This window comes from Paraniabella ginsengisoli, from assembly GCF_022513635.1.
Classification (GTDB): Bacteria; Bacteroidota; Bacteroidia; order Chitinophagales; family Chitinophagaceae; genus Niabella; species Niabella ginsengisoli.
This window is the reverse complement of the sequence record NZ_JAKWBL010000001.1, coordinates 120,634-133,336: the sequence shown is the minus strand read 5'-3', so window position 1 is coordinate 133,336 and position 12,703 is coordinate 120,634. Positions and strand designations below refer to the sequence as shown.

At 39.6% G+C, this 12,703-nt stretch carries 12 protein-coding genes; 2 read left to right on the top strand and 10 right to left on the bottom strand.

Annotated features, from left to right (window positions below; translation table 11 throughout):
- The first annotated feature begins 22 nt into the window (after nt 1-22).
- Entirely contained in the window at nt 23-1,234 is a 1,212-nt protein-coding gene (locus MKP09_RS00670; RefSeq protein ID WP_240825626.1) for an efflux RND transporter periplasmic adaptor subunit, read from the top strand.
- A gap of 106 nt (nt 1,235-1,340) precedes the next feature.
- Complete coding sequence (locus MKP09_RS00665) at nt 1,341-5,015, top strand: efflux RND transporter permease subunit (protein WP_240825624.1); 3,675 nt, start codon at nt 1,341-1,343, stop codon at nt 5,013-5,015.
- 105 nt (nt 5,016-5,120) lie between these two features.
- Here the strand turns inward: MKP09_RS00665 and MKP09_RS00660 are convergent, their stop codons facing one another.
- The 10 genes from MKP09_RS00660 to recG form a co-directional block, all read right to left on the bottom strand.
- Nucleotides 5,121-5,552, bottom strand: coding sequence for a DUF417 family protein (locus MKP09_RS00660; RefSeq protein ID WP_240825622.1), 432 nt, complete (start codon nt 5,550-5,552; stop codon nt 5,121-5,123).
- A gap of 237 nt (nt 5,553-5,789) precedes the next feature.
- Nucleotides 5,790-6,374: a 50S ribosomal protein L17 gene (gene rplQ / locus MKP09_RS00655; protein WP_240825620.1), complete on the bottom strand. Its 585-nt coding sequence runs from the start codon at nt 6,372-6,374 to the stop codon at nt 5,790-5,792.
- Nucleotides 6,375-6,518: 144 nt separating this feature from the next.
- A complete protein-coding gene (locus MKP09_RS00650) occupies nt 6,519-7,520 on the bottom strand; it encodes a DNA-directed RNA polymerase subunit alpha (RefSeq protein ID WP_240825608.1) in 1,002 nt (333 codons plus the stop codon).
- Between the two features lie 119 nt (nt 7,521-7,639).
- The gene (gene rpsD / locus MKP09_RS00645) at nt 7,640-8,245 is read right to left on the bottom strand and encodes a 30S ribosomal protein S4 (RefSeq protein ID WP_240825606.1); all 606 of its coding nucleotides are present in this window, start codon (nt 8,243-8,245) and stop codon (nt 7,640-7,642) included.
- 197 nt (nt 8,246-8,442) lie between these two features.
- On the bottom strand, nt 8,443-8,745 hold the full coding sequence (rpsK, locus tag MKP09_RS00640; RefSeq protein WP_449586705.1) for a 30S ribosomal protein S11: 303 nt from the start codon (nt 8,743-8,745) through the stop codon (nt 8,443-8,445).
- Nucleotides 8,746-9,013: 268 nt separating this feature from the next.
- On the bottom strand, nt 9,014-9,394 hold the full coding sequence (gene rpsM / locus MKP09_RS00635) for a 30S ribosomal protein S13 (protein WP_240825591.1): 381 nt from the start codon (nt 9,392-9,394) through the stop codon (nt 9,014-9,016).
- A gap of 37 nt (nt 9,395-9,431) precedes the next feature.
- Nucleotides 9,432-9,551 carry a 50S ribosomal protein L36 gene (gene rpmJ / locus MKP09_RS00630; protein WP_449586404.1) on the bottom strand — a complete coding sequence of 40 codons (120 nt, stop codon included), beginning with the start codon at nt 9,549-9,551 and terminating at the stop codon, nt 9,432-9,434.
- 25 nt (nt 9,552-9,576) lie between these two features.
- Nucleotides 9,577-9,798, bottom strand: a complete 222-nt coding sequence (gene infA, locus MKP09_RS00625) for a translation initiation factor IF-1 (RefSeq protein WP_240825575.1) — start codon at nt 9,796-9,798, stop codon at nt 9,577-9,579.
- 153 nt (nt 9,799-9,951) lie between these two features.
- Complete coding sequence (locus MKP09_RS00620) at nt 9,952-10,344, bottom strand: hypothetical protein (protein WP_240825572.1); 393 nt, start codon at nt 10,342-10,344, stop codon at nt 9,952-9,954.
- Nucleotides 10,345-10,483: 139 nt separating this feature from the next.
- Entirely contained in the window at nt 10,484-12,577 is a 2,094-nt protein-coding gene (gene recG / locus MKP09_RS00615) for an ATP-dependent DNA helicase RecG (RefSeq protein ID WP_317235222.1), read from the bottom strand.
- Between the last annotated feature and the right edge of the window lie 126 nt (nt 12,578-12,703).

The window sequence follows — 12,703 nt, the reverse complement described above, 5'->3', positions numbered from 1 at the left end:
CAAACACAATAAAAACCTTTATATGCAGTATATATTAAAACTAACATCGATAATAGCGTTTACCGCCATCTTAGCATCTTGCGGCGATGGTAAAAAGGAAAAAAACAGCGCACTTAACGATAAAAAAGTTCAGCTTGAAAAATTGAAAGGCGAGCAAAAGAAAATCTCTGATCAGATCAACAAATTGAACGACGAAATAGCTGTTCTGGATCCATCTTTCGTGAAAGCCAAACTGGTAACTGTAGAAAAGATCGGTGTAGATAATTTCGATCACTACATTGATCTTCAGGGTAAAATTGATGCCCGTAAAAACGCTTACGTAGCGCCACGTAATGGTCAGGGCGGTATCGTACGTGCGCTTTATGTGAAACAAGGTGACAGAGTTCGCAAAGGTCAAACGCTTTTAAAATTAGATGATGCAATACAACGTCAACAACTGGTTGCCGCGCAACAGCAGGTAGCTACAGTAAAGGCGCAGCTGGAACTTGCAAAAACAACTTATCAGCGTCAAAAAAATCTTTGGGATGCCAATATCGGTGCAGAAATGCAGGTAATACAAGCCAAAGCCAATGTTGAACAATTAACTGCACAATTACGTGCAGCAGAAGCCCAGGCTGGTTCTGCGCGTGAACAAGTTAATTTTTCAAATGTTACTGCTGATATTGATGGTACAATTGATCAGCTCAATATCAGAGTTGGCGAAATGTTTACAGGCATGAGCGCATCTGGCCCGCAAATCTCGATCGTTAATACTTCTGCTTTAAAACTATTAGTAAATGTTCCTGAAAACTACCTGGATCGTATAAATGTAGGTACACCTATTACAGTTACTTTACCAGAAGCTGATAACAAACAGATAAAAACAAAAGCATCGGTTGTAAGTAAACTTATCGACCCATCTACCAGAAGTTTTTATGTTGAAGCAAATGTTCCTTCAGATCCGGCCATACGCGCCAATCAGATAGCAAGAGTTCAGATAGAAGATTACTCAAAACCAGAAGCTATTACCATTCCGGTAAACACATTGCAAACAGACCAGCAAGGTAAATTCGTTTTAGTTGCTGCCACTGAAAACAAAAAACTGGTTGCCCGCAAAAAACGTGTAATCCCGGGGCAATTGTATAATGACAGGTTAGAGATTAAGTCCGGACTTGCAGCAGGCGACCAACTGATTACCGAAGGTTTTCAAAGTGTGTACGATGGTCAGGTAATTACCACAACACCGGTTAAATAAGATGACAGTTTTGAGATGACAGTTGGCCGGAGGAATTCTTGTCAATTTGCTGTCATCTGTCAACCATCATCTGTCAACTTAAATATCAAACTTTAAACTCAAATTCATGAGTGCTTTAGAAAATTTTACTGAAAAATTCAAAGAGTTTAAGCCTACTTCGTGGTCGGTTAAAAACCGTACTACGGTTTATCTCCTTATACTTTTTGTATCAATATTTGGGGTGACAACCTTTGTTACCCTTCCCAAAGAGAGCTTCCCGGATGTAGTAATTCCAACGGTTTACGTATCTACAATTTACGTTGGTAACTCTCCAAAGGATATGGAAAACCTGGTAACGCAGCCTATTGAAAAACAAATCAAAGGCATCACCGGCGTAAAGGTTTCCAAAGTAACCAGTACTTCTGTTCAGGATTATTCTGCCATACAAGTGGAATTTGGTACGGATGTGAAGGTAGATGTGGCCGTGCAGAAAGTTAAAGACGCAATCGACAAGGCCAAGCAAGATCTTCCAACTGATCTTACACAAGAACCAACCGCACTTGAAGTAAGCCTTTCTGAAATGCCTATCATGTACGTAAACATAAGCGGCGATTATGATGGAGTGAGGTTGAAAGAATATGCAGATAAAATGCAGGACAGGCTGGAAGAGTTGCCACAAATAACAAGAGTAGATATGGTGGGTGCGCCTGAGCGTGAGTTTCAGGTGAATGTGGATAATGCACGCATGGAGGCAGCTGGCGTAACGTTTGACGATATTGCTAATGCCATTAAGTATGAAAACATGGACATTAGTGGTGGCTTGCTGGAAGTGGGCAACATGAAACGTAATCTTCAGTTAAAAGGACAGTTTAAAACTGCTTACGATATTGAAAAAGTGATCCTGAGAAATAGCAGCGGCAATCCTGTATATCTAAAAGACATCGCTTCTATTAAAGATACGGTTAAGGAAACAGAAAGCTATGCGCGCCTGGATGGCAAGAATGTAGTTACGCTTAACATCGTAAAACGTTCTGGCGAAAACCTGATTGAAACCAGTGATGCGGTAAAACAGATTTCTGCAGAAATGAAGACCGATCTTTTCCCTAAAGACCTGGATGTAGTTATTACAGGCGATCAAAGTATTTCTACCAGAACATCATTTAATGATTTAGTTAACTCAATTGTAATCGGGTTTATACTGGTATTAATCATCCTGATGTTTTTTATGGGATTAACGAATGCATTTTTCGTGGCGCTAAGTGTGCCGCTAAGTATGTTCGTAGCATTTATGTTCATTCCCCTGGGCGAAATTATTATTGGAGGCAGCATCACGCTCAACTTCATGGTACTTTTTGCATTGTTGTTTGGGCTTGGAATTATTGTGGATGATGCCATTGTGGTAATCGAAAATACGCACCGAATTTTTGTTGAAGGACGTGGCAAAATCAATTCCCAAAAAGCCGCTATGATAGCGGCTGGCGAAGTATTTGTGCCGGTATTAGCGGGCACCTTAACTACGCTGGCTCCCTTTTTCCCACTACTGTTCTGGCCAGGTATTATTGGTAAGTTCATGGTGTATTTGCCGTTGATGCTGATATTCACACTGGCGGCATCTTTATTAGTAGCATTCATTATGAACCCGGTTTTTGCTGTTGACTTTATGAACCACGAAGAAGGGCATCACGAAAAGAAAAAATCTGATATATTCAAGTCCAGGGCATTTCTTGCAATGATTGTTATTGGTATTTTATTTAACATATTTGGCTTTTTAGCAAAAGCTCCTGTAGCTACCCCAGAAGAATTGGCTGTAGGAATTGAACCTGGTGGCGGAGCGAAGAGCATGTTCCATTTTATTGCGAACCTCTCCTTATGTCTTGCATTGTTAATGGTTCTTAATAAGTACTTCTTTTCCGGATGGATACATAATTTCCAAAACAGAGTGCTGCCCTGGATTATGAGCCATTATGAATCTTTATTAAAATGGGCAGTAAACGGATGGAGGCCTGTTTGGTTACTGGTAGGCGCATTCGGGCTATTGGTGGTTTCAGTCATTCTATTTGGCATGTCATCTGCAGCAGGCAGAACGCAGGTTGTATTCTTTCCAGGTTCTGATCCTAATTTTATTTACGTCTACTTAAAATTACCAACCGGTACAGATGTAGAATATACTGATTCGGTTACTAAATATCTGGAAACAAGAGTGAACAAGGCACTAAATCACGATCCGCTAAAAGGGAAGAAAAACCCAATTGTAGAAAGTGTTATTGCTAACGTTGCAGTAGGTGCAGCCGATCCCAACAGTGGAGATAGAAGTACCCGAAGCGAACTGGGCCGCGTACAGGTTTCGTTTGTTGAATATGAAAAAAGACATGGTGAGGGAACGGCTCCTTATCTTGATAAAATCCGATCGGCAATTAAAAATATACCGGGAGCAGAAATATCTGTAGAGCAGGAGCAGAATGGACCACCCACGGAACCGCCTGTTAACATTGAAGTAGCTAGCGAAGAGTTTGATGATATGATCAAAACCGCAGTTGATCTGAAAAACTTCTTGGACAGCGTGCAAGTTCCTGGTGTTGAAGAATTAAAGATGAACGTTGACCTTGCAAGTCCTGAAATAGCATTAACAGTTAATCGAGAACGTGCATTGAGAGAAGGTGTTTCATCGTCTCAGATTGGTATGCAGTTGCGTACAGCCCTGTTTGGTAATGAAGCCAGCAAAATAAAAGATGGAGAAGATGAATACAAAATTTATGTGCGCAGCAGCGAACTGCAACGTAAAAGCCTTACTGATCTTTTAAACATGAACATTCGTTTCAGAGATCTGGCTACGGGGCAAGTAAAAAGTGTACCTATCAGCTCTTTGGTTACGGTTGATTACTCTAACACATTAGGAAGTGTACAACGCAAAAATCAAAAACGTGTAATTACGTTAAGAAGCAATGTTCTTTCAGGTTATACACCAACAGCCGTAAATGCTGATATAACCAATGCTATTGAAGGTTTCCGCAAAACCGGTGATGATGTAACTATCAAACAAACGGGAGAAGGGGAACAACAAGCAGAAACAGGTGCGTTCCTGGGTAAAGCATTGGTAATAGCATTAGGTTTGATATTATTGATTCTTGTAGCGCAGTTTAACTCGATGAGTAAATCCATTATCATTCTTACAGAAATTGTCTTTAGTATTATTGGCGTGTTGCTGGGCTTTTTCTTTACCGGCATGACTGTATCAGTTGTAATGACGGGTGTTGGTATTCTCGGTTTGGCGGGTATTGTAATTAAAAATGGCATCCTGGTAATTGAGTTTGCAGATGAATTGAGATCGCGCGGGATGAAAACCCGTGAAGCGGTGATAGAAGCAGGTAAAACGCGTATTATACCGGTACTACTTACTGCACTTGCCGCAATTCTGGCATTGATACCGTTGGCAATTGGTTTCAATATCAACTTCGTAACCATGTTCTCCGAACTGAACCCAAGAATTTTCTTTGGTGGTGATAATGTTACTTTCTGGAAGCCGTTATCATGGACCATTATCTTTGGTTTATTATTCGCATTCTTCATGACTTTATTTATGGTACCAAGTATGTATTTAATTGCTGAAAGGCTGAGACGCCCAATGCAAAAGCAATACGGCGGAAAATGGATCTCGTTCCTTGGTATTCCACCTGCCATATTCCTTTTCATTCCTTTGATGTTTATAACGATGTTCAGGCAGAAAAGAAAAGTAGCAGCAAGAAGAAGGAAACTTTCGAGCGACAATAAAGCTAATGAATCCTTTATCGGAAGCTGGTTATAACAATTACCATTAACCTTAGAATAAATAAAAAGAGGCCTTGAACGGCCTCTTTTTTTATGTGTTTAAACTGTCTACGGCATCTAGATATAGCATTAAGTAACATGCTTATTTTCCAAGGCTCTTCCCAATTATAAGCAATGAAATACCTACAGCCATTAGATCTTTTAAAATAAAAAATTGTGTGATTGGCACGCCATCAACCACTTTAAAAGAATCTGGTGTTGTAAACAAAAAGCTTAGTGTGGCCAAAAAAGTTCCAAGCGATAAAACACCTCCGATGATTCCCGCCGGTTTCCAAAAGAAATGAAGTAAAAGGCAAGCAGCGGTAACAATTTCAACAGCGCCTATAATATTTGAAACCCCTTGTACGCTACTGATCTCATAAAGCCAGTTCATTAAAAAGCTATTTTGAACAAGAGGTTCAATCGCTTTTGCTTCGGTAGGGGTGAATTTAAAAACACCTATCCATAATAAAATAATAGCAACACCGATAACGCTAATTATGTAACCGAGATTCTGAAGGTTAGTTTTTTTCATTTTGTTGGTTTTGATTAGAAGTCAAAAGTATTACTTTTAAATTCTAATACGATAGTGACATTTAAATTAGACCTCACCCCGACCCTCTCCAAAGGAGATACAGAAAAAAATCGGTCTGATAAATAATTCATTTTCGTACAAAAAAACAAACCTGCGCCAATCGAAAAATGCGTTCTTTTATAAACAAAAAAATGCCCCGCTTTCGCGAGGCATCCATTTATTTAAGCAGGTAAGATATTAAGCTTGTTCTTTACCTTCTTCTTTAGTTTCTTCAGAAGTTGCAGCTGTATCTTCAGCAGGTGCAGCAGCTACTTCTTCCGCTTTTACTTCTTCTACAGGTGCTTCACCAACTGCTGTTTCTGTAGCTTCAGTAGCGTCTTCAGCTTTCTTTTTACCGCTTCCACCACGACGACGAGTACGTTTTCCAGCAGCTTTTTCTTCACCAGCACCTTTACCATAGATCTCGTTGTAGTCAACCAATTCGATCAATGCTTTTTCAGCGTTATCACCAGGGCGTGCACCCAATTTAATGATACGAGTGTAACCACCAGGACGGCCGCCTATTTTACCAGCTACGTTATCAAACAATTCTTTGATAGCTTCTTTATCTTGCAAGTGTCCGAAAACAATACGACGTTGGTGTGTAGTATTTTCTTTGCTTTTAGTGATCAATGGCTCAACATAAACACGCAACGCTTTAGCTTTAGCCAACGTTGTTACAATGCGTTTGTGTTGAATTAATTGACAAGAAAGATTGGCTAATAATGCTTCTCTGTGCGCTTTAGTGCGGCTTAAATTTTTGATTTTGTCTCCGTGACGCATGACATTTAATTTGAAGATTTGATATTTGATATTTCAAATTCAAACCGGTTAATAAATTCAGCTATACCGTGTCAGGAATTATAGCCTACTGTTGTAAAACAAATTAGCTAATCAGCACATCGGCTAATTAGCTAATTAAAAAAATTAATAATCGTCTTTATCGATACCTAATTTCTGAAGATCCATACCAAAACCAAGGCCTCTTTCATTCAATACCTGCTCAATTTCAGAAAGTGATTTCTGACCGAAGTTTCTAAACTTCATCAGGTCTTCCTGCTCATACTGTACCAGCTCGCTTAAAGAATTAATTTTAGCAGCTTTTAAACAGTTGAAGGCACGTACAGAAAGGTCAAGATCTTCTAATGGCGTTTTCAATACTTTACGCAATTGTAATGTATTCTCATCAACCAGATCTTCTTTCTTTTCTTCTTTATTATCGAAAGTAATATTCTCATCAGTAATGATCATCAGGTGCTGAATAAGGATGCGGCTTGCTTGTTTTACTGCATCTTCAGGATGGATGGTACCATCTGTAACAACTTCCATAACTAATTTTTCATAGTCAGTACGTTGCTCCACACGAGTATTTTCAATACTGTATTTTACGTTCTTAATAGGAGTATAAATAGCATCAATTGGAACTAAACCAACTGGCGCATCTTTTACTGCATTCTCTTCTGCAGGCACATAACCACGGCCTTTGCCAATAGTTAGTTCAATATCCAGCTTAGCAGATGAATCCAAAGTGCAGATAAGCAATTCAGGGTTCATGATCTGGAAAGACTGTGTACCATCGGCGATCATACCGGCAGTAAACTCTGTTTGATTTTTTACTGACAATGAAATTTTTTCATTTGCCACTTCATGCTCAACAGTTTTCTTAAAGCGAACCTGCTTTAAATTAAGGATGATCTCAACCAGATCTTCGCTGATACCTTTAATGGTTGCAAATTCGTGGTCAACACCATCTATTTTAATAGCCGAAATAGCGTAACCTTCCAAAGAGCTCAATAAAACCCTGCGAAGTGCATTACCAATGGTAACACCGTAACCCGGCTCCAAAGGTGCAAATTCAAACTGAGCTTCAAAATCAGATGCTTTTTGTAAGATGATTTTATCCGGCTGTTGAAAATTTAAAATTGCCATATTTTATTTTTATAAGTGAATGGTGAATGAGGTTAAGAAAGATGACAGTTAAAAGATGACGGATGACAGAAAAACGAACGCTGTCAACTGTCAACAGTACACTGTCAACTCACCCTCAATTACTTGTTATACAACTCTACAATCAACTGCATGTTAATGTTTTCAGGAACACTTTCCCTTTCAGGATAAGTAATGAAAGTACCTGTAAAAGTTGTCTCGTTAAAATCAACCCAAGAGAATTTAGGATTTTTCGCAGTCACAACACTTGTAATTGAAGTACGTCCTTTGCTGTTTTCTTTAATAGTAATTACATCTCCGGCTTTCAATAAATAGCTTGGGATGTTTACTACTTCACCATTTACTTCAATGTGCTTGTGGCTCACCAACTGGCGTGCAGCAGGGCGGCTGGGTGCAATACCCATGCGAAAAACTGTGTTGTCTAAACGAGATTCAAGTAATTTGATAAGGTTATCACCGGTTACACCTTTACGACGGTTAGCTTCTTCGTAAGTTTTGCGGAATTGTTTCTCTAAAACACCATAAGTGTATTTAGCTTTTTGTTTTTCGCGCAACTGCAAAGCGTATTCACCTAAAGTTTTACGTTTGCGTTTTTCACCGTGTTGACCAGGAGGGTTACTGTTCTTACCCAACCATTTACCATTACCTAAAATAGGCTCTCCGAAAATACGGGAGATCTTGGTCTTTGGACCATTGTAACGTGCCATAATTATACTTTCATTTAAGCTTTTTTGAAACCGGTACAACAATCAGTAAAAAGCTTTGGAAAAAATGAATTGCGTACCCTTTTTAAAAATGAAACCGAAATGGCTCAAAATATGTATGAGACCGAAAGTCAGAGAAGTCAGAAAGACCGGTAGCAAGTACTTGCCGACTTTCTGTCTTTCCGACTTCCAGACTGTTATTAAACTCTTCTCTTCTTAGGAGGGCGGCATCCGTTGTGCGGAAGCGGAGTAACATCTTTAATAGTTACGATTTCGATACCGTTCTGAGATAAAGAGCGAATAGCGCCTTCTCTACCAGAACCTGGACCTTTTACGTAAACATCTACTCTTTTCAAACCTGCGTCAGTAGCAACTTTTGCTGCATCAGCTGCAGCCATTTGAGCGGCATAAGGTGTGTTCTTTTTAGAACCACGGAAGCCCATTTTACCAGCGCTGCTCCAGGAAATAACCTGGCCTGTTTTGTTGGTAAGGCTGATAATAATGTTGTTGAAAGTTGCTGAAATGTGCGCATCGCCGTAGGAGTCAACTTTTACGATCCTTTTTTTGCGGCTGCTTTTGCGCTTAATTGTGCTTTTGCCATGAGAAAACTGAGGTAATCTTTAAATTAAATAATAAATTCTGCCTGTGGCAGAACCCCAAACCTATCCTCCACCTGCACCTGGCATCCGGACTGAGTTTGATAAACTGGTGCTATAATGTTTCGACAAGCTCAACATGACACAAAAAATGTCAGGCTGAGCCTGACGAAGCCTATTTCTTAGCTGCTTTTTTCTTACCGGCAACAGTTTTACGTTTTCCTTTACGTGTGCGACTGTTTGTTTTAGTACGCTGACCACGAACTGGTAAACCTTTTCTGTGACGAAGACCACGGTAGCAAGCGATGTCTAATAAACGTTTGATGTTCATTTGAGTTTCGCTACGCAGTTGTCCTTCTACCTTTAACTCTTCAGTAATAGTTAAACGAATAGCGTTAAGATCGTCATCGTTCCAATCATTTACTTTTTTGTTACGGTCAATGCTATTCTTATCCAGAATATATTTAGCCGTAGAAGGGCCAATTCCGTAGATATAGGTCAAACCTATTTCGCCCCTTTTATTTTTTGGTAAGTCAACACCGGCAATACGAGCCATATTTTAATTTTAAATTCTAAATTTTAAATTCTAAATTTCAATTATCCCTGGCGCTGCTTATAGCGGGGATTTTTTTGTTGATAATGTACAGTTTTCCTTTACGGCGTACAATTTTGCAATCCGCGCTGCGCTTTTTTATTGATGCTCTTACTCTCATCTTTTTTGTTTTTAAGATTTGACGCTTAATGTTTATACCTAAAATTGATGCGCCCGCGGCTTAAATCGTAAGGCGACATTTCCAAACCAACTTTATCGCCAGGTAAAATACGGATGTAGTGCATCCTCATTTTCCCTGAAATAGTTGCTAAAATCTCATGGCCATTATCCAATTTCACCTTGAACATTGCGTTGGACAAGGCTTCCAAAATAACTCCGTCTTGCTTTATTAAAGGTTGTTTAGCCATAAAAATTTTAGGGGTGCAAAGATAGGAAGATTATGTTAATAAAAAAAACCGATTTGGAATTTTGTCCAAATCGGTTTTGAGTTTAAAAGTTGACTGGTTGACAAGGAATTCCATTTTAATTAATTAACCTTGAACTTGGCAACTTTACTTCCTCTACGCTTCCAATGGCATTTTGGTCATATCAAGATGAATATTTTGAAGATGATGAACGTTTATGGGATGATCAAAAAAGCGGTTATCCTCTCTGTACCAGGCTTCCACTTTCGAGAAATCGGTTTCGGAAGGAACATGAACCCTGAAAGCACGTTTACCATATTTCACCCCTCCTGCATCTGATTCCAGCTTTTCAAAACCGAGGTTTAAGAGTTGTTCTTCCGACAAAGGCAGCGGTTTGATATATTCCAATTCATACCAAAATTCCTGCACGCCATTATTCACACATACTTTATGGTCTTCATTGCTTACACGTAAAACAGTTCCCTCCCTTTCTACCCCGTTATCATTTAGCATAATCCAGTCGCCGGGCTTTAATTCAGATAGTTTCATAAATCGATTTTTTTAAATTGAATTTAAATGGCTTAACAATAGTTAAGGTATTTAAATTTATGCCAAACATTCAACTTTTACAAAGATTTTTACTCGTTTGCGTGTTGAATGGTCAGACCGAGATGGTCAGATCAGGTTTTCACGAAATTTTACTCCAAACCGTTTTTCCTTTTTGCGACTGAAGAAATGTTTTCAGCGCTTCGTTTTCCGGCTTAGTTAATTCAGGATCATCTGTCAAGATCTCTTCTGTTACTTTCTTTGCTACATCTACCATTGCCCGGTCGTTTACAATATTGGCGAGTTTAAAATTAAGAACTCCGCTTTGACGGGTTCCTTCAATATCGCCGGGCCCGCGCAGTTCCAGGTCTTTTTCAGCAATGACAAATCCATTATTAGTGGAAGTCATTATTTTCATTCGTTCCCTCGCAACGTTCCCTAATTTTTTGCCTGTAAGTAAAATGCAATAGCTTTTTTCAGCACCGCGCCCTACCCTGCCTCTCAACTGATGCAATTGAGAAAGGCCGAACTTTTCAGCGCTTTCTATTACCATCACCGATGCGTTAGGCACATTTACGCCCACTTCTATTACAGTTGTAGAAACCATTATTTGTGTATCGTGTTCTACAAAACGCTGCATATTCAATTCCTTTTGCGCGGCGGGCTGTTTGCCATGCACCATGCTGATCCAATACTGAGGTTCAGGAAAATAGGTTTTAATCTCATCATAACCACGCATCAGGTTTTCGTAATCAAGCTTATCGCTTTCTTCAATTAGTGGGAAAATGACATAGACCTGTCTTCCCAAAGCTATTTCCGATTTTATAAAATCCATCACATTGCTGCGGTCATTATCAAAGCGATGAACGGTTTGTATAGGTTGCCGGCCAGGTGGCAATTCATCGATCACACTATAATCTAAATCGCCATAAGCAGTCATTGCAAGTGTTCGGGGAATGGGTGTTGCCGTCATAACAAGTACATGCGGCGGGGTTTCGTTCTTTTCCCAAAGCCGGGCTCGTTGGGCTACACCAAACCGGTGTTGCTCATCAACAATTACAAGACCGAGATTTTCAAACTTAACAGCATCTTCAATAACGGCATGTGTTCCAATCAACAAGCGGATAGAACCTTCGGACACTCCATGCAAAATGAGTTTCCGTTCTTTTCCTTTGACGGACCCGGTTAGCAAAGCCACTCCAATATCCATCTCTTTTAAAAGTTGAGAAATACCTTGAAAATGTTGCCGGGCCAAAATTTCGGTAGGCGCCATTAATACAGACTGATAACCATTATCTGCAGCTAAAAGCATACAAAGCAATGCCACTATAGTTTTTCCGCTACCAACATCACCTTGTAACAAGCGGTTCATTTGACGGCCTCGGGCTGTATCGTTCCTGATTTCCTTAAGCACACGCTTTTGGGCGCCGGTTAATTCAAAAGGTAAATACTGATTATAAAAAGTATTGAAATAATCTCCTACAACATCAAACAACACACCCTTGGAAAACCTGTGCCGCTGCGATCTCAACAGGTTCATGCGCATTTGAGCCAGAAAAATTTCTTCAAATTTTAAACGGCGTAAGGCGGCTTCATAATGTTGTTGGGTTTGCGGAAAATGTATTTGCTGGTAGGCTTCAAAGCGCGACATCAATTTTAAATCGCCCAGCATTTTTTGAGGGAAGTTTTCCGGAATATCCTGTTGCCTTATATGTGGCAATAATATTTTGGTAAGTTTCCCAATCTGCCTGCCTCCTAAATTTTTTGCTTTCAGTTTTTCTGTTGATGCATAAACAGGTTCCAGATTCGTTTTTCCTTCGAGCTTTTCGGGGGCCCATGTTTCCATTTCGGGATGTACAATCTGTGGTTTGCTCAAAAACCAGGAAAGTTTACCATAAACAATATACGCTTGTCCGGGCTGCAACATTTTTTGAATCATGTTAATGGCGCTAAACCAAACCAGCTCCACTGTTCCGGTCTTATCCCGTAATTGAGCAATCAAGCGACGGCCACGCCTTTCTCCTATTATTTGAAAGGGTTCCAAAATACCCACAAACTGTATATATTCCTCAGCCGGACTTACATCGGCAATGGGTGTGATTTTGGTTTTGTCAACATGCCGAAAAGGGAAATGATTCAGCAGATCGTTAAACGTAAAAACACCCAACTCTTTTTGTAAGAGTTCGGCGCGTTGCGGACCTACACCTTTTAAATAGGCAATAGGACTGGATAGTATTTCTGATTTATGATTTATGATGCGCTATTTACAAAAGCAAAAATAGGGAGTAGCGTGAAAGACAAAAAGTAAGGAATACCTAAATTAAAAATGGATATTAGAAAAAATGGTGAAGCGATGGGATAT